Annotated in this window: 20 protein-coding genes; 12 read left to right on the top strand and 8 right to left on the bottom strand. The window is 53.3% G+C overall.

The genetic code is table 11. The annotated features are described in order from the left end of the window. Window positions 1-3: 3 nt before the first annotated feature. From murD to lpxC, 9 genes are all read left to right on the top strand, one after another. Entirely contained in the window at window positions 4-1,299 is a 1,296-nt protein-coding gene (gene murD, locus FCL42_RS14225; RefSeq protein ID WP_136864089.1) for a UDP-N-acetylmuramoyl-L-alanine--D-glutamate ligase, read from the top strand. Continuing rightward, window positions 1,299-2,474 carry a cell division protein FtsW gene (ftsW, locus tag FCL42_RS14220; protein WP_136864088.1) on the top strand — a complete coding sequence of 392 codons (1,176 nt, stop codon included), beginning with the start codon at window positions 1,299-1,301 and terminating at the stop codon, window positions 2,472-2,474. The genes murD and ftsW overlap by 1 nt, the downstream gene beginning before the upstream one ends. Next, window positions 2,461-3,546 carry an undecaprenyldiphospho-muramoylpentapeptide beta-N-acetylglucosaminyltransferase gene (gene murG / locus FCL42_RS14215; protein ID WP_136864087.1) on the top strand — a complete coding sequence of 362 codons (1,086 nt, stop codon included), beginning with the start codon at window positions 2,461-2,463 and terminating at the stop codon, window positions 3,544-3,546. The genes ftsW and murG overlap by 14 nt, the downstream gene beginning before the upstream one ends. Beyond that, a complete protein-coding gene (gene murC / locus FCL42_RS14210; RefSeq protein ID WP_136864086.1) occupies window positions 3,539-4,990 on the top strand; it encodes a UDP-N-acetylmuramate--L-alanine ligase in 1,452 nt (483 codons plus the stop codon). Before murG ends, murC begins: the two co-directional genes overlap by 8 nt. After that, window positions 4,983-5,903 (top strand): D-alanine--D-alanine ligase, encoded by a 921-nt coding sequence (locus FCL42_RS14205; RefSeq protein WP_136864085.1) that lies wholly within the window; start codon window positions 4,983-4,985, stop codon window positions 5,901-5,903. Before murC ends, FCL42_RS14205 begins: the two co-directional genes overlap by 8 nt. A gap of 1 nt (window position 5,904) precedes the next feature. Continuing rightward, window positions 5,905-6,645, top strand: coding sequence for a cell division protein FtsQ/DivIB (locus FCL42_RS14200; protein WP_136864084.1), 741 nt, complete (start codon window positions 5,905-5,907; stop codon window positions 6,643-6,645). Between the two features lie 3 nt (window positions 6,646-6,648). Beyond that, window positions 6,649-7,884 carry a cell division protein FtsA gene (gene ftsA, locus FCL42_RS14195; protein WP_136864083.1) on the top strand — a complete coding sequence of 412 codons (1,236 nt, stop codon included), beginning with the start codon at window positions 6,649-6,651 and terminating at the stop codon, window positions 7,882-7,884. Between the two features lie 99 nt (window positions 7,885-7,983). Next, a complete protein-coding gene (gene ftsZ, locus FCL42_RS14190; protein WP_136864082.1) occupies window positions 7,984-9,213 on the top strand; it encodes a cell division protein FtsZ in 1,230 nt (409 codons plus the stop codon). Between the two features lie 110 nt (window positions 9,214-9,323). After that, complete coding sequence (gene lpxC / locus FCL42_RS14185) at window positions 9,324-10,235, top strand: UDP-3-O-acyl-N-acetylglucosamine deacetylase (protein WP_136864081.1); 912 nt, start codon at window positions 9,324-9,326, stop codon at window positions 10,233-10,235. A 9-nt stretch (window positions 10,236-10,244) separates the two neighbouring features. Here lpxC and FCL42_RS14180 read toward each other — a convergent pair whose 3' ends face one another. Next, the gene (locus tag FCL42_RS14180) at window positions 10,245-10,688 is read right to left on the bottom strand and encodes a DUF721 domain-containing protein (RefSeq protein ID WP_136864080.1); all 444 of its coding nucleotides are present in this window, start codon (window positions 10,686-10,688) and stop codon (window positions 10,245-10,247) included. Between the two features lie 29 nt (window positions 10,689-10,717). On the opposite strand from FCL42_RS14180, the gene FCL42_RS14175 reads away from it, so the two are divergent. The 3 genes from FCL42_RS14175 to mutT are packed head-to-tail and all read left to right on the top strand — an operon-like array spanning window position 10,718 to window position 14,809. Then, window positions 10,718-11,623, top strand: coding sequence for a M23 family metallopeptidase (locus FCL42_RS14175; RefSeq protein ID WP_136864079.1), 906 nt, complete (start codon window positions 10,718-10,720; stop codon window positions 11,621-11,623). 59 nt (window positions 11,624-11,682) lie between these two features. Continuing rightward, window positions 11,683-14,370: a preprotein translocase subunit SecA gene (gene secA, locus FCL42_RS14170; RefSeq protein ID WP_136864078.1), complete on the top strand. Its 2,688-nt coding sequence runs from the start codon at window positions 11,683-11,685 to the stop codon at window positions 14,368-14,370. Window positions 14,371-14,428: 58 nt separating this feature from the next. After that, window positions 14,429-14,809: an 8-oxo-dGTP diphosphatase MutT gene (mutT, locus tag FCL42_RS14165; protein WP_136864077.1), complete on the top strand. Its 381-nt coding sequence runs from the start codon at window positions 14,429-14,431 to the stop codon at window positions 14,807-14,809. Window positions 14,810-14,871: 62 nt separating this feature from the next. On the opposite strand, the gene yacG is transcribed toward mutT, so the two are convergent. The 7 genes from yacG to FCL42_RS14130 are packed head-to-tail and all read right to left on the bottom strand — an operon-like array spanning window position 14,872 to window position 20,599. Next, window positions 14,872-15,084, bottom strand: a complete 213-nt coding sequence (gene yacG, locus FCL42_RS14160) for a DNA gyrase inhibitor YacG (RefSeq protein WP_136864076.1) — start codon at window positions 15,082-15,084, stop codon at window positions 14,872-14,874. Further along, window positions 15,081-15,833 carry a cell division protein ZapD gene (gene zapD / locus FCL42_RS14155; protein ID WP_136864075.1) on the bottom strand — a complete coding sequence of 251 codons (753 nt, stop codon included), beginning with the start codon at window positions 15,831-15,833 and terminating at the stop codon, window positions 15,081-15,083. Before zapD ends, yacG begins: the two co-directional genes overlap by 4 nt. Next, window positions 15,811-16,431: a dephospho-CoA kinase gene (gene coaE, locus FCL42_RS14150; protein ID WP_136864074.1), complete on the bottom strand. Its 621-nt coding sequence runs from the start codon at window positions 16,429-16,431 to the stop codon at window positions 15,811-15,813. Before coaE ends, zapD begins: the two co-directional genes overlap by 23 nt. Beyond that, the gene (locus FCL42_RS14145; RefSeq protein WP_136864073.1) at window positions 16,428-17,309 is read right to left on the bottom strand and encodes a prepilin peptidase; all 882 of its coding nucleotides are present in this window, start codon (window positions 17,307-17,309) and stop codon (window positions 16,428-16,430) included. Before FCL42_RS14145 ends, coaE begins: the two co-directional genes overlap by 4 nt. Before the next feature lie 37 nt (window positions 17,310-17,346). Further along, window positions 17,347-18,585, bottom strand: coding sequence for a type II secretion system F family protein (locus FCL42_RS14140; RefSeq protein WP_136864072.1), 1,239 nt, complete (start codon window positions 18,583-18,585; stop codon window positions 17,347-17,349). Next, complete coding sequence (gene pilB / locus FCL42_RS14135; protein WP_136864071.1) at window positions 18,569-20,122, bottom strand: type IV-A pilus assembly ATPase PilB; 1,554 nt, start codon at window positions 20,120-20,122, stop codon at window positions 18,569-18,571. Before pilB ends, FCL42_RS14140 begins: the two co-directional genes overlap by 17 nt. 33 nt (window positions 20,123-20,155) lie before the next feature. Then, entirely contained in the window at window positions 20,156-20,599 is a 444-nt protein-coding gene (locus FCL42_RS14130) for a pilin (RefSeq protein ID WP_136864070.1), read from the bottom strand. Window positions 20,600-20,730 lie beyond the last annotated feature (131 nt).

Below are 20,730 nucleotides of genomic sequence, written 5' to 3'. Positions count from 1 at the left end.
TTGATGCAAACCTCCTCGCCATCCATCTGGGTTTTGGGACTGGGAATTACCGGTCTCTCCTGCGTGCGCTATCTACATGCACAAGGGCTCAGTGTGGCGGTTTGGGACACCCGGCCAACTCCTCCCGGCGCTGAGCAGTTGGCGGCCGAGTTTCCACTGGTGGCTTTGAAGACTGGGCCGTTTGAGGCTAAGGTGTTGGCGAAGGCCACGACCTTAGTAGTGTCGCCGGGGATCGCTTTGGCAACTCCGGAGATCAAAACCGCCATCGATTCTGGAGTGGAAGCCATTGGTGACATTGAGCTGTTTGCCCGAGCGGCAGATAAGCCGGTGATCGCCATTACCGGCTCCAACGGCAAATCCACAGTCACCACCTTAGTGGGTGAGATGATTGCCGCCCAAGGCATGAGCGTCGGCGTGGGGGGCAACATTGGTGAACCGGCGTTGGCACTGCTAGGCAAAGACCACGACTGCTACGTGCTCGAGTTGTCTAGCTTTCAACTGGAAACCACCTCCAGCCTCAAACCTAGAATCGCCACGGTACTGAATGTCAGTGACGACCACCTCGATCGCTATCGTGACTTTAGCCACTATCGAGATACCAAGCTCACTATCTACCGCAATGCGGAACGGGTACTTGAAAGTGCCGATGACGCCAATACCCAAAGTGGTCGCGTCGATGCCATTCGATTTGGTTTGAATGTTGGTGATTTTCGAGTGGAAGCCGGTCAGTTGCTGTCGCCAAAGGGGCCGTTGATGGCCACCGAGGAGATGGCACTGGTTGGTGGCCATAATCACCTTAATGCGTTGGCGTCCATGGCGTTGGCGCAGGCGGTTGGTGTGGATGAGGCGGCGATGAAAACCGCGCTGAAAACCTTTGCAGGATTGCGTCATCGTTGCCAGAGCGTGGTGGTAAAACATGGCGTTCATTACGTCAATGATTCCAAGGCCACCAATATTGGGGCGACGGAAGCGGCGCTGATGGGGCTGACTGAGTTTGCAGGGCGCATTCACCTGATCGCCGGTGGCGATGGCAAAGGTGCGGATTTTAGTCAGTTGGTGCCACTATTTGCCAATAGCCTGAAATCGCTCACGACCCTAGGTAAGGATGGTCAGGCATTGGCCACCACCTTTGCGCACTCAACCTATTGCGACAGTCTAGAGCAGGCATTCGCTCATGCCGCCGCCCTGGCAGAGCCAGGGGAGATGGTGCTGCTGTCTCCAGCCTGCGCCAGTATCGATATGTTCGCCAACTACATGGTGCGTGGCGACCGCTTCTGTCAGTTGGCGGAGGCGCTTTGATGGTTGGGGCGTTGTGGCAAGGCATTCGTGGCAATGACCGCTCTGATGGCGGTTACGATCGAGTGCTGCTTACCCTAATTTTGACGCTGGCGATGATCGGCTTAGTGATGGTGAGTTCGGCGTCGCTAGCGGAGGCGGAAAGCCTTAAGGGCGACCCCTATTTCTTCGTGAAACGCCACTTGGCATTTTTGTCGATGGCGATGGTGATTCTGGTGATCACCATCAATATCCCCATGAGCTTCTGGCAACAACACAGTGGCAAGTTGCTGGCGCTGGGTTTGCTGCTGTTGGTGGCGGTGCTCATTGGTGGGCGAACCGTAAATGGGGCAACGCGCTGGCTTTCCGTCGGCCCGTTAAACCTTCAGGTGGCCGAGGTCGCTAAGTTTACGTTGTTTCTCTATTTGGCCAGCTACTTGGTTCGTCGTCATCAGGAAGTTCGTGAAGAGTTAAAGGGCTTTTTAAAACCCTTTGCGGCGCTGGGGGTCTATGCCCTGTTCATTTTGGGGCAGCCGGATTTGGGAACCGTCGTGGTGATGTTTGTGACCGTGATGGGGATGCTGTTCCTCGCCGGTGCCAAACTGCGGGATTTTTTCGCCCTGTGCCTACTTGGCGTGGGGCTGGTGGTGCTGCTCATCGCCTCTGCGCCTTACCGACTTCGACGGGTCACCAGTTTCTGGGATCCTTGGGCCGATCCCTTTGGTGCCGGTTATCAGCTGACTCAGTCGTTGATGGCCTATGGCCGCGGCGACTGGTTGGGTCAGGGGTTGGGCAACAGTATTCAAAAGTTGGAGTATCTGCCAGAGGCGCATACGGACTTCATTTTTGCGGTTCTGGGTGAAGAGCTTGGCTTTATTGGCGTCAGCTGCGTGTTGCTATTGGAACTTTGGTTGGCGCTGCGTGCTCTGAAGATTGGCAACCTTGCTCTTAAAAACAATCAAGCATTTTCCGGGTACTTTGCCTACGGCATCGGTATCTGGTTCAGTTTTCAAACTGCGGTAAACGTGGGTGCCAGCGTTGGCTTGCTGCCAACCAAAGGCCTCACCTTACCCATGGTCAGTTATGGTGGAAGTAGTTTATGGGTCATGACTGTGGCGGCAGCCATATTGCTGCGCGTGGATTACGAACGACGATTACAACAAGATTCCTCGCCGGAGGTCAGCAATGAATCAACCTAAGCGATTGATGGTGATGGCTGGCGGAACCGGTGGGCATGTTTTTCCAGCTCTGGCGGTGGCACGTCATCTCAGAGAAGCGGGTTGGCTGGTGAGCTGGTTAGGCACTGCGGATCGCATGGAGGCACGGGTGGTGCCTCAACATGGAATTGAAATTGATTTTATCGACATCAAAGGGGTTCGAGGTAACGGCCTGTTGAGAAAATTGATGGCGCCACTGCAAATTGTGAAAGCGATTTATCAATCTTGGCAGATTCAGCGTCGCCTTAAACCGGATGTGGTACTGGGCATGGGCGGGTACGCCTCTGGACCCGGTGGCATCGCCGCTTGGCTCCGTGGGACGCCGGTTGTTCTCCACGAACAAAACGCCGTTGCAGGCGCGACGAATCGGATCCTGGCCAAATTCGCCAAAAAGGTATTGTGTGCTTTCGACGGGGCGTTGGAGCATGGTCAGTTGGTGGGCAATCCGGTGCGTCAAGAGCTGCTGAAAGTAGGGGAAACCCAACCTGTGGCACCCAATGGTCAGCTTAAGGTGCTGATTGTTGGCGGCAGCCTCGGTGCTCAAGCACTCAATACAAACGTGCCTAAGGCGGCCCATGAATTGGAAGCCAGCGTTAGTTTGACCGTATGGCACCAAGTGGGTCGAGGCAACGTGGAGGCCACTCAGGCACTTTGGCAAGAGCAGGCTCCTGGAGTCGGGGTTCAGGTCAATGAATTTATCGACGATATGGCCGCTGCTTATGCTTGGGCTGATGTGGTGATCAGTCGAGCCGGTGCGCTGACGGTTGCCGAGTTGGCAGCCACTGGTCGCCCATCTATTTTGGTGCCATTTCCCCATGCGGTGGATGATCATCAAACCAAAAATGGCCAAGCCTTGGTGGATGCGGGGGCAGCACAGATGGTGCAACAGCGTGATTTAACACCTCAAGGGGTGGCGCAAATGCTAACCGAGCTGGCCAATGACAATCAGAAATTAGAACAGATGGCTGCTGCAGCCCGCAACTTAGCTGTGATTGATGCAACCGAACGAGTTGCCAATCACTGCATAGATGCTGCTGGAGGCCGCCATGAGTAATGCAATGACAACAAAAACCATTCCGGCGATGCGCCGAGTTAAAGCTATCCATTTCATCGGCATCGGTGGCGCTGGTATGGGCGGCATTGCAGAGGTGCTGGTTAATGAAGGCTATTGCATCAGCGGCAGTGACATTGCTGAAAATGCGGTAACCCAAAGATTACAGGCCCTTGGAGCATCAATTCACATCGGCCATGATGCCGCCTGGGTAGAAGAAAAAGACGTGGTGGTGGTTTCCACCGCCATTCGTGGTGACAACCCTGAGCTCATTGCAGCGAAAGCCAATCGCACACCGGTAGTGCAGCGAGCGCAGATGCTGGCGGAGCTGATGCGTTTTCGTCATGGTATCGCCATTGCCGGTACCCATGGCAAAACCACGACTACCAGTTTGATTGCCAGTATTTTTGCGCAGGCCAATCTTGATCCGACGTTTGTTATCGGCGGACTGCTGAACAGTGCCGGTACCAATGCTCGACTGGGCTCTGGGCAGTTCTTGATTGCCGAGGCGGATGAGTCTGATGCCAGCTTCCTGCATCTGCAGCCAATGGTGTCGGTGGTGACGAACGTCGAACCGGATCATATGGATACCTATGGTGGGGATGTCAGCAAGCTGCATGACACGTTCATTGAGTTCCTCCATAACCTGCCGTTTTATGGCTTGGCTGTGGTGTGTGCCGATGACCCTGGTGTCAAAGAGTTACTGCCTCGCATCGGCCGACCTGTGGTGACATACGGCTTTAGCGAGGGCTGCGATGTTCGAGTGCGCCACTTCGTCCAGCACGGCACTCACTGTGAATTTGAGGTAGAGCGTGCTGAGCGAAGCAACCTCAAAATTCATTTGTCTCTACCGGGGCAGCACAACGTATTGAATGCGCTAGCTGCCATCGCTGTTGCTACTGATGCCGGAATTGAAGATGACGCCATCGTTGATGCGTTGGCGCAGTTTGAGGGCATTGGTCGCCGTTTCCAGCAGTACGGTGAATTTGAAACCGGACGAGGTAAGGCCTTGTTGGTGGACGATTATGGACACCACCCCAGTGAAGTGGCTGCCACCATCAAAGCCGCCCGTGCCGCTTGGCCAGAGCGTCGCTTGGTGATGGCGTATCAGCCTCATCGCTACAGCCGTACTCGGGATCTGTATGACGACTTCTGCCAAGTATTGGCGGAGGTGGACCAACTGCTGTTACTCGAAGTCTACGCCGCCGGCGAAGATCCCATAGCCGGTGCTGACAGTCGAGCCTTGGCTCGCTCCATTCGCGGACGTGGCAAGGTTGATCCTATCTACGTCGCCAAGCCCGATGAATTGGCGGGCGTGTTGGCGGATCAGATTCAAGACGGTGACGTCATCCTGACCCAAGGGGCAGGTAACATTGGTGCTCTAGCAAAACAGCTGGGGGCATTGGAGCTTTCTATTGACGCACTGCGGGAGGTTGGTGATGCGTGATTTAGGCAAAGTCGCCGTGATGTTTGGTGGCACCAGCGCCGAGCGAGACGTCTCTCTGAATTCCGGTAGAGCGGTACTTGATGGCCTGCTTAACAAAGGAGTGGATGCTCATCCATTTGATCCGGCCAAGCAGCCACTGTCAGAACTGACCGAACAGAATTTTGATCGTGTATTCATCGTGCTTCATGGCCGTGGTGGCGAAGATGGCACCCTACAAGGGGCACTGGAGCACATGAACATCCCCTACACCGGCAGTGGGGTACTGGGGTGCGCGCTGGCGATGGACAAGGTTCGTACCAAGCTGCTTTGGAAAGGCCTTGGGGTTGCGACCGCCGATTTTGAAGTGGTGAACGAGGAAGACTACCAGCCAGCAGAGTGTGATCAGATGATGGTCAACTTAGGTGGCAAGGTGATGGTTAAGCCAGCCAATGAAGGCTCCTCCATCGGCATGGCGATCGCCAACAGTGGCGATGAGCTTAAAGCTGCCATTGAAAACGCGCTGAAGTTTGATGATCAGGTACTGATCGAAAAGTGGATCGATGGTCCAGAGTACACGGTAGCGATCATTGGCGACCGAGCTCTGCCAGCCATTGAGATGCAGACCGACAATAGCTTTTATGACTATCAAGCTAAATATCAGTCCACGGAAACCCGTTACCTGTGCCCCTGTGGTCTTCCTGAAGCCGATGAGCTGGCACTGCAGCAGTTGGCGCTCAAGGCCTTTAAATCGGTACATGCTAAAGGTTGGGGACGAGTAGACGTGATGCGTGATGCTCAGGGTAATTGGCAAGTGTTGGAGGTCAATACTGTACCGGGAATGACCCAAACCAGCTTGGTACCCAAAGCGGCTCGGGCGGTTGGCATTGAGTTCGATGAACTGGTGCTATCACTGCTTGAACAGACGGTAGGTTAGTATGGCGGCGTGGAAGCGGCTTCAGTTTGATGGTTATCGCTTCACCGGCATTGTGATGCTGGCTCTGGTGTGTATCGCTTTGGTTTATGGCGGTTTGCAGCTGCGACAATTGCTGGCCAATTCCGATGCCTTGCCCATTGATGAAGTGGCACTGGTTGGTAAGCGGCAATTTACCGCAGACGACGAGGTTCGACAGGCGCTGCACGCATTGAGTCAGGACAGCTTGGTTACTGCCAATATGCAGATGGTTCAGCATCAGTTGGAGGCGCTGCCTTGGGTGCTCAGTGCCAGTGTTCGGCGCGAGTGGCCAAATCGCTTAAAGGTGTACTTGAGTGAGCAGCAGCCTCAAGCTCACTGGAACCAAACTCAGTGGTTGAATCAGGACGCGCAGGTATTTGATGCCCCAGCGCGGCCAGAGCTGATTGGCTTGCCTAAGTTGACCGGGCCTGTGGATGCCAGTCAAAAAGTGTGGCAACACTGGCTGCAGTTTAGTGAGTACTTGAAGTTAAATGGCTTTGAGCTGGCGGCACTGGAGCTCACCGCAAGACACGCTTGGAACTTGACGTTAGACAATGGGTTACAGCTGAGGCTGGGACGGCGTGACGAAATGGAGCGACTGGAACGTTTTATTGTGCTGTGGCCGACATTAAATTCGCAAGGAAGACGGGCACAATACATCGATCTTAGGTACGATACAGGGTTAGCCGTGGGCTGGCACCTAGAACAACAAGAGAATGCATAAAAAATGACCAAGAGTCAGGAAGCTAACTACATCGTCGGATTAGATATTGGCACCTCAAAGGTGGTGGCCATCATCGGTGAAGTCTTGCCTGATGGCGAGATCAGCATTGTTGGTATGGGTAGCCAACCGTCCCGCGGAATGGATAAAGGTGGCGTGAACGATCTGGATTCGGTATCGCGCTCCATCAAAAATGCCATTGGCCAAGCCGAGATCATGGCGGATTGTCAGGTGGACTCAGTATATCTGAGCATCTCTGGCCGCCATGTGGACAGCCAAAACGAGAAGGGCATGGTCTCCATCGATGACGATGAGGTGACCCAGGATGACGTGGATCATGCGGTTCATACCGCTCGCTCGGTGAAGATCCCGACGGAGCGTCGCATCCTGCATGTCTTGCCTCAGGAGTTTACCATCGATGAGCAAGAGGGCATTCGCAGTCCGGTTGGCATCTCTGGTATGCGCATGGAAGTGGACGTACACATTGTTACTTGCTCCAACGATTGGGCCAAAAACATCATCAAGTGCGTGGAGCGCTGTGATGTGCAGGTGAACGATCTGGTGTTCTCGGCGTTGGCGTCTGCAGATTCTGTGTTGACCCAGGATGAGAAAGATCTTGGGGCGTGCATTGTGGATATTGGCGGTGGTACTACGGATATTGCCATTTACACCAATGGCGCTCTGCGTCACTGTGCGGTGATTCCGGTGGCGGGAAATCAGGTCACGAATGACATCGCGAAGATCTTTAGAACGCCTATCTCCCATGCGGAGCAGATTAAGGTGCAGTACGCTTCGGCGCGCAGCGCCATGGTTAGCCAAGAAGAGAGCATCGACGTGCACTCTGTGGGTGGGCGTCCGTCTCGTACCATGTCTCGCCACACGTTGGCAGAGGTGGTCGAGCCGCGCTATCAGGAGATTTTTGAGCTGGTACGCGATGAACTTCGCGCCAGTGGTTTCGAAGATCAAGTCGCCGCAGGCATTATTGTCACAGGCGGGACCAGTGCCATTTCTGGCGCTGCAGAGCTCGCGGAAGAGTGCTTTGGCATGCCGGTGCGTGTGGCTCACCCATGTCACACCAAAGGGTTGAAGGAGTTAGTGGCGGAGCCAAGCTTTGCAACCTCGGTTGGCTTATTGTACTTTGGCGCCGAAAAGGCCAGAGAACGCGAATTTGAACACCGGAATAAGCCCGGTGTGACCAGCTTTTTAGGAAAACTCCAAAGTTGGTTTAAGGGTGAATTTTAATTTCAATTCTCGGGTATAATGCGCCCCTTGGCGGCCCGAGTCTTGAAGATGATACGAATTTAGACAATTTGGACGCAGGCTAGAACGGAGATTAGAGATATGTTTGAGGTTGTGGATGCGCACACCGAAGATGCCGTAATTAAGGTGATCGGTGTTGGCGGTGGCGGCGGTAACGCCATCGAGCACATGGTTGAGCAAACCATTGAAGGTGCACAATTTATTGTTGCAAATACGGACTCTCAGGCGCTGAGAAAGTCCTCTGCGGGTACCACGATTCAGCTGGGCAAAAACGTCACCAAAGGCCTTGGTGCCGGTGCTAACCCAGCCATTGGCCATGAAGCGGCCATGGAGGACAAAGAGTCCATCCGTGCAGCCCTGCAAGGCTCAGACATGGTGTTCATTGCCGCAGGCATGGGTGGTGGTACCGGTACTGGTGCAGCGCCAGTGGTTGCTGAAGTGGCCAAAGAAGAGGGCATCTTGACCGTTGCCGTCGTGACTAAGCCATTTGTATTCGAAGGCAAGAAGCGCAGCGCTTATGCTGAGCAGGGTATTGAAGAGCTGTCCAAGCACGTGGATTCTCTGATCACCGTGCCAAACGATAAGCTGCTCAAGGTGCTGGGCGCCAAAACCAGCTTGATGGAAGCCTTTAGCGCTGCCAATAACGTATTGTTAGGTGCGGTACAAGGCATTGCCGAACTGATTACCCGTACCGGTCTGATTAACGTCGACTTCGCCGACGTGAAAACCGTGATGTCCGAAATGGGTAATGCCATGATGGGTACCGGTGTGGCGCGCGGTGACAATCGTGCTGAAGAAGCTGCTGAAGCGGCGGTTTCTAGCCCGCTGCTGGAAGATATCGATCTGACCGGTGCCAAAGGCGTATTGGTAAACATCACCTGTGGCATGGACCTGTCTATCGAAGAGTACACTCTGATTGGTGATCACGTTCGAGCCTATGCTTCTGAAAACGCGACCATTGTTGTCGGAACTGTGATCGAGCCTGAGATGTCAGACGAAATTCGCGTTACTGTTGTAGCAACGGGAATTGGTGCCGATAAGAAACCAGATATCCAAATCGTGGTTCCGCCAAAAGCGGCTACGCCAGCGCCTCAACAGACTCAGCCAGCACCAAAGCCTGCGATGGAGCAGCCTGCGGTGGCGATGCAGCCGATTCGTGTTGAGCCGACGGTAACCCCTGAGCCTGCACCGGCTCCGGCGCCAGCTCCCGCGGCCAACCCGCAGAGCAATGCAGCTCCAGCTCAGGCGCAAGACGCGCAGAAAGGCGCTTACTTGGATATTCCGGCGTTTCTGCGTAAGCAGCTGGACTAACCGCTAACTATCGGTAACCGTTCGGTATTCGCACAGATTTTGGTCTGGCCAGTTTTTTCTGGTAGAATACCGCCCCTAATTTTGAGACTTTCAGGAGAGCAGGACGAGTTATGAGTAAACAACGCACTCTACAACGCCCGGTTCAGACCACTGGAGTGGGACTACACTCTGGCAATAAAGTAACGATGAGTATCCTTCCGGCCGCCCCAGGCACCGGCATTGTGTTCCGTCGTACTGATTTGAATCCCGTTGTTGAGATCCCTGCTGCGGCAGATTTGGTGCGTGAAACCACTCTTTGTACTGGTCTAGTGAATGAGCAGGGGCACCGTATTGCCACTGTTGAGCACCTGTTGTCAGCCTTGGCTGGTCTCGGCGTGGACAACGCCGTGATTGAGGTGGACGCTCCTGAGATTCCAATTATGGATGGCAGTGCCAGCCCATTCGTCTTCCTACTTCAATCTGTTGGCTTAGTGGAACAGTCTGCGTCCAAACAGTATCTGCGTATCCGCAAGCCGATTCGCGTTGAAGAGGGTGATAAGTGGGCTGAGTTTCGTCCATACAACGGTTTCCGTTTGAACTTTGCCATTGACTTCGATCATCCTGAGATCGCTCGTAGTCAGCAAAAGATGGTGATGGAGTTCTCCTCCAGTGAGTACATTAAGCTGATTAGCCGTGCTCGTACTTTTGGCTTCATGCGTGACATTGAGTATCTGCGTTCCAATAATCTGGCTTTGGGCGGCAGCATGGAGAATGCGGTGGTTCTGGATGAGTTTAAGATTCTGAACCCAGATGGTCTGCGTGTGGACGATGAATTCGTGAAGCACAAGATTTTGGACGCGGTTGGCGACCTGTATTTAGGTGGTTACGCCATCCTTGGTGAGTTTACCGCCTATAAGTCTGGCCACGCTCTGAACAATAAGCTGATTCGAGCGGTGCTTGAACAGCAGGAGTGCTGGGAGTTAGTGAGCTTCGAGCAGCCTCAAGAGGTACCGATGACCTACTTGGCACCGGTAACCGCCTAACCCAAAGAATTATTTAATTGGCCGCCCCCCTAGGGCGGCCAATTTTTTTAGCTTCTCTCCCAAGCTGCCACCAACCGTTTCCGCCAGTTCATTTAGCCCTTTGGCTGCTTCAGGACTGATGGAATTGAGGTTTTTCTCTTGATGTCGCTCAACCCTAGAGAGCTTCGGGTTGACTTTGATCTCAATAGTGGTGAGCATTGGGTAGTTTTGTTGCCGTAAATGTTGAAGCAATTGCTGCTTCTGAAATTGCAGGCGAGTGGCCCAAGCGCCAGAGTTCGTCTCAATCACCAGCACCCCTTGGCGCAGGTTGGCAACACGATATCGGCCCTGCAGATCGTCGCCTAAAACTTGGCGGACGCTTTGCTCTAGTTGCTGTAGCGCGTGCGTGCGCTGCTGTACTTGAGACAACTTCTGTCCCATGAGTTCAGAGATGTCGGTCGGTTTAGATTTCATACAAATACACAACAATAGATAACGACTCCATGAGTGTAACAGTCTTTATTAAGGGAAAGAACGGCGTCAAGCGCTGGCAACCGGGAGCAGTATGGCTGCTACTTCCGGTCGCGCTAGTGGCCGCGAATCTCTACGCATGGTCGTCGTCTCGACAGCAAACCCAAGAGCTCGAAGCTCAACTCCAACTCTCCAAGCAAAACCAGCAAGAAGATCAACATCAGGTTGATGAGATCAAACAGCTGACCCAGACTCAATTAGCGACCCTTGCTATGCGTGTTGGTCGTCTGCAAGCGCAGATGAACCGCATTGAGTCTTTAGGCATTGCTATGGCTGATGAGGCGGAGCTTAGCGATCAGTTTAACTTCGATATTGAAGTGGGCTTGGGCGGTGCCAACGCCGACGAACTTGGGGATGTGGAACTCAAATCCCTGCTGCTCGAGATGGAACAGTTAGCCAAGCGTCTACAAAATTCAGATAAACAGTTGGCACTACTTGAAAGTGTCGATCGTAATCTCCATATCGACATACATAGCTTCCTGTCGGGCCGTCCCATCACCAAGGGGTGGCAGTCTTCCGACTATGGCATGAGAAATGATCCATTCACTGGGCGTCCTGCGATGCACAAAGGCATCGATTTTGCGGGTACTGAAGGTGGCGACGTAGTAGCAACCGGAGCGGGAGTGGTGACCTACTCTGGGGTGATGTCCGGCTATGGCAATCTCGTTGAGATTGATCATGGTAACGGTTTAAAAACCCGATATGGGCATAATAAAGCACTTCTGGTTAAAGCGGGTCAGGTTGTTGAGAAAGGCGATACCATCGCCGAACTTGGCAATACCGGTCGCTCAACGGGGCCACACGTGCATTACGAAGTACTGAAAAACGACAGACAGGTGGACCCAAACCGCTACGTTTATCGTAAGCCCCGTACCTGAACCCAATTGGTAACCTTTCCTAGCCCTGGCTAGGTTGCAAGAAAAGTGAATTAGAAACAATGTTTACACAACTCCTCACCAAAGTTTTTGGTAGTAAAAACGAGCGCACACTGAAACAGCTGCGCAAAGTAGCCGAAAAGGTAAACCAGTTGGAAGAAGCCTATGAGGCCCTGAGCGACGAAGAGATTAAGCAGAAGACTGAGGAGTTTAAAAAGCGCATTGCCGATGGGGCGGCGCTGGATGATATCCTGCCTGAAGCTTTTGCCACCGTACGTGAAGCGTCCAAGCGCGTGTTTGGTATGCGTCACTTCGACGTGCAGTTGATCGGTGGTATGGTGCTGCAATCTGGCCGCATCGCCGAGATGCGTACTGGTGAGGGTAAAACCCTGACCGCAACACTGCCAGCCTACCTAAACGCCCTGACTGGCAAAGGCGTGCACGTGATTACCGTGAACGATTATCTGGCCACTCGTGATGCCGAGTGGAACCGTCCACTGTTTGAATTCTTGGGCATGACCGTGGGCATCAACGTACCGGGTATGGCACCACAGGCGAAAAAAGACGCCTACGCCGCCGACATCACCTACGGTACCAACAACGAATTTGGTTTTGATTACCTGCGTGACAATATGGCGTTTTCTGCGCCAGAGCGGGTTCAGCGCCCACTGTTTTACGCCATCATCGATGAAGTGGATTCCATTCTGATCGATGAAGCTCGTACGCCACTGATTATCTCTGGTGCCGCGGAAGACAGCTCTGAAAGCTATATTAAAGTTGATAAGATCATTCCTCGCCTGACCCGTCAGGACAAAGAGGACACCGAGGAGTACACCGGTGACGGTGACTTCACCATCGATGAGAAAGGCAAGCAGGTTCACCTGACCGAACGCGGTCAAGAGAAGGTAGAAGAGCTGTTGGTAGAGATTGGGATGCTGCAAGAGGGAGATTCCCTGTACAGCGCCGCCAACATTTCGTTGCTGCACCACGTGAACGCTGCTCTGCGTGCCCACACCCTGTTTGAAAAAGACGTCGACTACATCATCCAAGAGGGTGAAATCGTTATCGTCGATGAGCACACCGGCCGTACCATGCAGGGACGTCGCTGGTCAGAAGGTCTGCACCAAGCGGTAGAGGCCAAAGAGGGCGTGAAGATCCAGAATGAAAACCAGACTCTGGCTTCCATCACCTTCCAGAACTACTTCCGCCTGTACGACAAGCTGGGCGGCATGACCGGTACGGCGGATACCGAAGCGTTCGAATTCCAAAGCATCTACGGTCTAGACACCGTGGTGATCCCAACCAACCGTCCAATGGCTCGTGACGATCGCCCTGATCAGGTTTACCTGACCGAGGAGGAGAAGTTTGAAGCCATCATCGCCGACATTCTTGATTGTCAGCAGCGCGGTCAGCCAACGCTGGTGGGTACCATTTCCATTGAAGCGTCTGAGCTGCTGTCTAACGCGCTACGTAAGGCTAAGATTAAGCACAACGTTCTGAACGCTAAGTTCCACGAACAGGAAGCCAACATCGTTGCGAACGCCGGTCTTCCTGGAGCGGTAACCATCGCCACCAACATGGCCGGTCGTGGTACCGATATTGTGTTGGGCGGTAGCTGGCAGGCTGAGCTAGAGCAACTGCAAGAGAAAGGTGCTGATGAAGCTCAGATCGAAGCGAAGAAGGCGGAGTGGCAGCAGCGTCATGATGCAGTTCTGGAAGCGGGCGGTCTACACATCATCGGTACCGAGCGTCACGAATCTCGTCGTATCGATAACCAGCTACGTGGTCGTTCCGGCCGTCAGGGTGATGCGGGTTCCTCTCGTTTCTACCTGTCGATGGAAGACTCCCTGATGCGCATCTTCGCCTCGGACCGTGTGTCAGGCTTGATGAAAAAGCTGGGCATGCAGCGTGGCGAAGCCATTGAGCACCCATGGGTGACCAAGTCCATCGAAGGGGCTCAGCGTAAGGTTGAAGCTCGTAACTTTGATATTCGTAAGCAGCTGCTTGAGTACGATGATGTTGCCAACGATCAGCGTAAAGTGGTGTACGCCCAGCGTAACGAGCTGATTGAAAGCGACAGCATTCAAGACACCATTGAGGTGGTTTGCCAAGACGTACTTTCTGGCGTGATTGACAGCTACATCCCACCTCAGTCTCTGGAAGAGATGTGGGACATTCCTGGCTTGGAAGAGCGTCTTAAGACTGAGTTCAACCTAGAGCTGCCTGTTGGCGAATGGTTGAAGGAAGATGACGATCTGCACGAAGAGACCCTGCGTGAGCGCATCATCGAAGCTTGGACTGCCGATTACAAGCACAAAGAGGAATCTGTGGGTGAGCCAGTTCTGCGTCAGTTCGAGAAAGCGATCATGCTGCAGACTCTGGACAACCTATGGAAAGAGCATCTGGCGGCCATGGATCAACTGCGTCAAGGTATTCACCTGCGTGGTTACGCTCAGAAGAACCCGAAGCAGGAGTACAAGCGTGAGTCTTTCGAACTGTTCGAAGGCCTGCTGGATAGCCTGAAGCACGATGTCATCAGTGTTCTGTCGAAGGTTCGCGTTCAGACTCAATCGGAAGTGGACGAGATGGAAGCCAAGCGTCGCGAGCAGGAGGAAGCTTTGGCCGCCCAGCGTAACTACTCTGGTGCTGGTGAACAGGAGCAGCCTCAGCAGCCTAAGGTTGGCCGTAATGAGCCTTGCCCTTGTGGCTCTGGTAAGAAATACAAGCAGTGCCACGGTAAGCTGGCATAACGCTTAGTAAGCTAGACAAATGCCAGCCCTAGGGCTGGCATTTTTGTAAGGAAGCAAAATGAAAAGACAACATATCGCCATCGGTCTGGTTGCGAACTCAGAGGGTAAGTATCTCATCAGCTTGCGACAGGGAGAGCAGCACTTGGCTGGTAAGTGGGAGTTTCCTGGCGGTAAGGTCGAAGCCGGTGAAAGTGAGCTAGAAGCCCTTAAGCGAGAGCTTGATGAAGAGGTTGGTTTAGAGGTTAAAACCGCAGAGCTTATTGAAACTAAGGCGTTTGATTTTCCCGATCTGCAGTTGCAGTTAAGCTTCTATCGAGTGACCGAGTATTTGGGGCAGGCCGAAGCCAAAGAGGGGCAACCGCTGCGCTGGGCCAGTGTGGACGAGCTTAAAGCATTGCCGTTTCCCAAAGCCAATGATTCGGTTATTGCGGTGCTTTAAGCGCTAAGAACGGGACAAAAACAGAAGGCCAGCATCTGCTGGCCTTTTGCTTTTTGTCAGAGTTAGTCTTCCTTGAAGAAGCCGCCCTCGTCATAGCCTAGATCATCTGGGATGTCGTCATTGAGCTGTGGTTCAACGGGAATGGCGTGCTTTTCGTCGGCCCAATCCCCTAAGTCAATCAGCTTGCAGCGCTCGCTGCAGAAGGGCTTAAATGGATGGTCGTTGTCCCAAGTTACTTTTGCGTCACAGGTTGGGCATTTTACTTCTAGGGTCATGGGGTCTCCACGGCCAGCGCCATTTCGAAAGGAATATCTCGGCATTCGGTGCTGGCGTTATCGTTCATCATGTTGATGCTAAAGCGGCTACGGTGACCACTGACAACGGGGTAAACCCCATGGAGAGTGTCCAGACGGATGCGCAGTAGAGCCAACGAATTGGGGTCATTATGGAGAAACTGCCCCTGCTTTGCCAGTTGCCCTTGCCAAGGGCTGCACTCGCGAATGAGCTGTAGCTGTTGGCCAATCACTTCTGGCATGGGAGCAAGAGCACCAAGCCATTGCTCCAGTTGTTGACGCCGTTTCGGTTCTGGCTGGTAGAGCCAATGTTGCAGCCGCGGTAGATCAAACCCCACTAAACCTCCGATGGCATTGAGGCGCTGCTTTACCTGACACAAAAACCGATCTTGCTTCAGAGTTTGCCCCGGTTTATCCATCTGGTGCAATTGTTGGCAATGCTCACCTAAACGATCAATAAGTTGCTGGAGCTGCTGCTGATCCACGCCAGGTAGCGATTGCCACTTTTTAAGCTGGGCACTGCTGAGCTCGACCTGTTTGAGCAGGTCCTGCTTGAGATCGCTGCGATCCAGCAGTTCGGCAAGGTCAAATAGGGGACGAAAGGCATCAAGGTGGCACTGACGGTCGCCGCTGGCCACGGCACGGCGAAGTTGCTGGGTCAGTTGTTCGACTCGTAGGTAGAGGCGAGTGCGTTCATTGAGTGGGTGTTCAAATAGATTGCTTTGGCTCATTCGCTGTGGCTAGGGTTAGGTAATGTTGGTGTAAACGTTCAACCTGTTGATTAAGTTGGTTTAGATTTGCGCTATTGTCAATGATATCGTCCGCAGCATCCAGTCGCTGCTGGCGGCTGGCTTGATTTGCCATGATCTTTTTAACCAAGGTTTCATCATTGTTATCGCGGCTGGCGGTGCGCTTAACTTGCTGACTTTCGTCAATGTCGACCACCAGAACCCGTTCCACTAAAGACTGTAACTGGTTTTCCACCAATAGGGGAATCACCAATAGGGCATAAGGGGATGTCGCCTTTTGGCCCTGTGCCACCATGGTTTGGCGAACCAAGGGGTGAATTAGCTCATTGAGCCACTTAAGATCTTCTGAGTTTTCAAAGACCTTCTGTCTTAATGCGGCGCGGTTAAGTTGGCCATTATCCAGAATTTCGTCGCCAAAGCGAGCCGTGATCGCATTTAGTGCTGGGGTGTTGGGGGCAACCACCTCCCGGGCGATGATATCGGCATCGATAAGTTCAATACCGCGCTCGGCAAATAGGTTGGCGACGGTGGTTTTTCCGGAGCCGATGCCACCGGTCAATCCAATCAGTAAGCTGCTCATAACCCTAATACCTGATGAAAGTACCATTGAATAATGTGATCGCCCCAAAGCAAAGCGATCCAGCCAGCAAGGATGATCCAAGGACCAAAGGGCATCGGATTGCCTTTTTGTTGGCGACCAAGGGCGATCTGAGCGATGCCGTAGATGGCGCCGAGTACCGAAGATAACAGGATGATAAGCAGCAGTGGCTGCCAACCGAGCCAAGCACCAAACAGTGCCATCAGTTTGAAGTCACCATATCCCATGCCTTCTTTACCGGTCAGTAGCTTAAAGCCTTGGAATACGCTCCACAGGCTTAAGTAACCGAACACGGCGCCCAGCACCGCATCTTCTAACGTGGCGATGCTGCCATTGAGGTTGATAAGTAGACCGAGCCACAGCAGTGGTAGGGTAATTTGATCTGGCAGCAGCATGGTATCGGCATCGATAAAAGCCAAGGCGATCAGCCCTAGGCTCAATACCCAAAGCCCAAGGAAAAGGGCATTGGGGCCAAAGTAGTGGGCTAAGGTCATGGAAACGGCAGCCGTTAATGCTTCCACCAGAGGGTAGCGCATGCCAATGGCGGATTGACAGTGATGGCAGCGGCCTTTGAGCCACAGGTAGCCTAGGATGGGCACATTGTATTTCGCCGGGATCTCACTTTGGCAGTGGCCGCAGCGAGAGCGTGGCACAGCGATGTTAAAGGGTTCAGGTAGGTCAGCTTGAGCAATGGGCTGCTCGCAGTACTCCTGACACTCTCGACGCCAATCTCGGTCCATCATCAATGGTAGGCGGTGGATCACCACATTGAGGAAGCTTCCCAGAATCAACCCGGTAAGACCAACTAAAGTGATAAAGAGGGCTGGGTGCTGACTAAAAAGGGTAATCCAATAATCCATCTTATTGTTTCTTTGAAAACTATCTCGATGGTTGATCCTAGCCGACCACGGCCCCTAATTGGAAGATCGGCAAGTACATTGCTACCACTAAACCGCCAACTAGGGTGCCCACTATGACGATAAGCAGAGGTTCAATGAGGGCTGATAGGCCATCTACGGCATCGTCGACTTCGGCCTCATAGATGGCAGCGAGGCGATTAAGCATCTCATCCAGTGCACCAGACTCTTCGCCAATCATCACCATCTGCACCATCATGTCGGGAAACTGGTGTTGCAGCTTTATGGCTTGATGAAGCTGTTGGCCGCTAATCACTTCCTGCTTTACCTGTGAAATTAAGTGTTGATAATGGCCATTGCCGGTGGCAGCACCGGCGGAATCCAGCCCTTCAATCAGTGGCACTCCCGCGGAGAACGTGGTGGCTAGAGTTCGAGAGAACCGAGCTAGAGCACCCTTGTGCAATATGGCACCGACAACGGGCAGCTTAAGGATGATTGAGTCTCGCTTTAGACGCAGTGCGGCAGAGCGTTTTAAACCAGTGACGACAATCCAACTGATGACCAACAGGCCGGCGACAGCGTACAACCAAGAGTTGCTTACCATTCGGGACAGTTCGATAACCAGTTGGGTAAAGATTGGAAGCGAGGCATTAAAGCTGGCGAAGATCGCTTCAAATTGAGGAACGACAAACAGTAATAAGATGGCGGTGACGATGATGGCCACGGCGATCACTGAGATTGGATAGATCATCGCCTTTTTGATTTTTGCTTTCAGTGCTTCCAGCTTTTCTTGATAGGTGGCAATTCGGTCAAATACCTGCGCGAGGGCACCGGACTGCTCTCCGGCGTCCACAAGGTCGCAATAGAGGGCGTCAAACTGTTTAGGATGAGGGCTGAGTGCTTGAGCTAGGGGCATACCCGCTTCAAGGTCGGCCAATACTAGGCCTAGCATCTGGCGTATGGCCCCGTTATTGTGGCTGCTAGCCAGCATCTGAATCACGGTGATAAGTGGCACCCCAGCGCTGAGCATGGTTGCGAGCTGACGGCTGATAATGGCGATCTCTTGGGGGCGGATACGAGGTTGGCGTTGAAATCTGGGGTTGGGTTTTGGCTGAAGCCGAATGCCTTTGAGTCCCCGTTTTTGAAGCTGACTGCGAGCCTCTTGCTGAGTGAGGGCAACGACCTCCCCCTGCTGCCGCTTTCCTTGAGCATTTTGTCCGCGCCAGATAAAGGTGGAGGCCCCTTGAGATTTGGTGGCTGAACTAGCGGCTAGTGACACGATTTACCTCCTCCAAGCTGGTGATTCCCTTCAGAACCTTGTTGAGGCCACTGCGGCGTAATGTCTGCATTCCTTCGCTTAAAGCCAATGTGGTGAGCTCATTCCCTGTGGCGCCTTTTAAGATCGCCTGCTCAAGAGGGGCGCTCATGGGCAGAAGCTCGTAAAGGCCGATGCGTCCTTGGTAACCGTCGGTGCAGTGTTTGCAGCCTTGAGGCAGATAAAGTTCGGGGAGGCTGTTGGCCGTGGCAGCATCAAAACCGGCGTCCATCAGTACTTGTGCTGGCAGCACATGCGGACGTTTACAGTGGTGGCAGAGCTTACGACATAATCTCTGGGCGATGATCAAACTCACTGAGGAGGCGATGTTGTAGCTGGCAACCCCCATATTGAGCAGTCGAGTTAGGGTTTCCGTTGCCGAGTTGGTATGCAGTGTCGATAGCACTAGATGCCCAGTTTGGGCTGCTTTGATGGCGATCTCTGCGGTTTCTAGGTCGCGGATCTCCCCTACCATCACCACATCGGGGTCTTGCCGTAGAAAGGCTCGAAGCGCGGTAGAGAAGTTCAGTCCGGCTTTGGGGTTTATCTGCACCTGATTGATGCCCGGGAGGTTGATCTCCACCGGATCCTCGGCGGTGGAGATATTGCGACTTTCGGTGTTGAGGATATTGAGGCCGGTATAGAGGGAAACGGTTTTGCCGGAGCCGGTGGGGCCGGTAACCAGAATCATCCCTTGGGGTTTGTTTAAGGTGTCTAGATACTGCTGCTGTTGTGCGTCTTCGTAGCCGAGCCCAGAGATATTCAGCATGGTCGATGAGCCATCCAATATCCGCATGACAATCTTCTCACCAAACAGGGTGGGCAATGTTGAGATGCGGAAATCGATGGCCCGTTTGGGGCCAATTTTCAGCTTGATTCGACCGTCTTGGGGCAATCTGCGCTCGGCAATATCGAGCTTAGACATCACCTTTAATCGAGCTGAGATGCGCCCGGCCAATGCCACTGGCGGCGTGGAGATCTGGTGGAGGATGCCGTCGATGCGAAACCGGACCCGATATTCCTGTTCGAACGGTTCGAAATGCAGATCCGATGCGCCTTTTTTAATGGCGTCGGTGAGCAGTTTGTTGATGTAGATAACGATGGGGGCGTCATCTCCGCTGCTGTCTGGCTCCGGGATGGTTTGCTGTTCTTGGACTTCGATTTGGCTCAGGCTTTGCTCGTCCAGATCGCCTAGCTCAAGTTGATCCAATTCATCTCCCAGCAGTTTGTCGATTACCTGTTGCAGCTGATTGGCGTCCACCAAAACGATGCTGGTCTTTAATCCCGTGTTGAACTCAAATTCGGTGAAGGCGCCGAACTGGCAGGGATCAGAGGTAGCGAGGAACAGGCGGTTATGCCGGTATGAAATCGGCAGGCAGCGATGAGTCTCCACCAGTTTATGATTGATAAACTCTAGGGGCAGCGTGTCGAGCTCAAGGGCGCTCAAATCGAACAGCGGCACACCATGCTGCTTAGCCAAGGCGAGAAGAGAATCGCTCATTTTTGAAGACTGGGCGCCGAGGCGCCCGAGTGATTAGCAGAGTCCGGCTGCAGCGCAGGTGCCGCTTTGTGCCCAAGTGATGGTGCCGTTATCAGCAGTGGGAGTTAAGATGTAGGTGTAGTCTGCATCGTCTGCGTCCTGACCAAAGGAGGCGGACTCTCCAGTGGCGACGATGCCATCATCTTCAGTAAAGGCCACGGACTCGACATGACTGCCGGAATCCGCGCCACTGGCGGAGACCAAACCACCACAGGCAGTGTGCACGGCGGCGTTATCACCATCGGTTCCCTTGGTTTGAACGCAAATCTCTATCTGGGTTTTTAGGGAGCCGGTGGCTGAGATCACCTCACTGAATTTGGCTCGTTTGGTGTAGGTTTGGTAAGCGGGCAGGGCGATCGCGGCTAGGATGCCGACAATGGCGACGACGATCATCAATTCGATTAGGGTAAAACCACGTTGGGATTGACGGATATGCATCAGGATACTCCTTTCCAATACAGGCTGTCCGTAAGCGATGTTCACCGATCATCTTGGTGAAAAGGCACGCATGGATTACTGAGATTAGATGAATATTCTGATTGGGTGCGTCAGGGAAGCGTAAGCAGGTG

This window comes from Ferrimonas aestuarii (assembly GCF_005116665.1).
GTDB classification, from domain to species: Bacteria; Pseudomonadota; Gammaproteobacteria; order Enterobacterales; family Shewanellaceae; genus Ferrimonas; species Ferrimonas aestuarii.
The sequence above is the reverse complement of the archived record's forward strand: the minus strand, read 5'-3'. Positions and strand labels throughout refer to the sequence as shown.

Bases quoted from the DNA above. Each gene is read 5' to 3' on its own strand.
- murD (WP_136864089.1), top strand. From the start codon at position 4: ATGCAAACCTCCTCGCCATCCATCTGGGTTTTGGGACTGGGAATTACC.
- ftsW (WP_136864088.1), top strand. From the start codon at position 1,299: ATGGTTGGGGCGTTGTGGCAAGGCATTCGTGGCAATGACCGCTCTGAT.
- murG (WP_136864087.1), top strand. From the start codon at position 2,461: ATGAATCAACCTAAGCGATTGATGGTGATGGCTGGCGGAACCGGTGGG.
- murC (WP_136864086.1), top strand. From the start codon at position 3,539: ATGAGTAATGCAATGACAACAAAAACCATTCCGGCGATGCGCCGAGTT.
- FCL42_RS14205 (WP_136864085.1), top strand. From the start codon at position 4,983: ATGCGTGATTTAGGCAAAGTCGCCGTGATGTTTGGTGGCACCAGCGCC.
- FCL42_RS14200 (WP_136864084.1), top strand. From the start codon at position 5,905: ATGGCGGCGTGGAAGCGGCTTCAGTTTGATGGTTATCGCTTCACCGGC.
- ftsA (WP_136864083.1), top strand. From the start codon at position 6,649: ATGACCAAGAGTCAGGAAGCTAACTACATCGTCGGATTAGATATTGGC.
- ftsZ (WP_136864082.1), top strand. From the start codon at position 7,984: ATGTTTGAGGTTGTGGATGCGCACACCGAAGATGCCGTAATTAAGGTG.
- lpxC (WP_136864081.1), top strand. From the start codon at position 9,324: ATGAGTAAACAACGCACTCTACAACGCCCGGTTCAGACCACTGGAGTG.
- FCL42_RS14180 (WP_136864080.1), bottom strand. From the start codon at position 10,688: ATGAAATCTAAACCGACCGACATCTCTGAACTCATGGGACAGAAGTTG.
- FCL42_RS14175 (WP_136864079.1), top strand. From the start codon at position 10,718: ATGAGTGTAACAGTCTTTATTAAGGGAAAGAACGGCGTCAAGCGCTGG.
- secA (WP_136864078.1), top strand. From the start codon at position 11,683: ATGTTTACACAACTCCTCACCAAAGTTTTTGGTAGTAAAAACGAGCGC.
- mutT (WP_136864077.1), top strand. From the start codon at position 14,429: ATGAAAAGACAACATATCGCCATCGGTCTGGTTGCGAACTCAGAGGGT.
- yacG (WP_136864076.1), bottom strand. From the start codon at position 15,084: ATGACCCTAGAAGTAAAATGCCCAACCTGTGACGCAAAAGTAACTTGG.
- zapD (WP_136864075.1), bottom strand. From the start codon at position 15,833: ATGAGCCAAAGCAATCTATTTGAACACCCACTCAATGAACGCACTCGC.
- coaE (WP_136864074.1), bottom strand. From the start codon at position 16,431: ATGAGCAGCTTACTGATTGGATTGACCGGTGGCATCGGCTCCGGAAAA.
- FCL42_RS14145 (WP_136864073.1), bottom strand. From the start codon at position 17,309: ATGGATTATTGGATTACCCTTTTTAGTCAGCACCCAGCCCTCTTTATC.
- pilB (WP_136864071.1), bottom strand. From the start codon at position 20,122: ATGAGCGATTCTCTTCTCGCCTTGGCTAAGCAGCATGGTGTGCCGCTG.
- FCL42_RS14130 (WP_136864070.1), bottom strand. From the start codon at position 20,599: ATGCATATCCGTCAATCCCAACGTGGTTTTACCCTAATCGAATTGATG.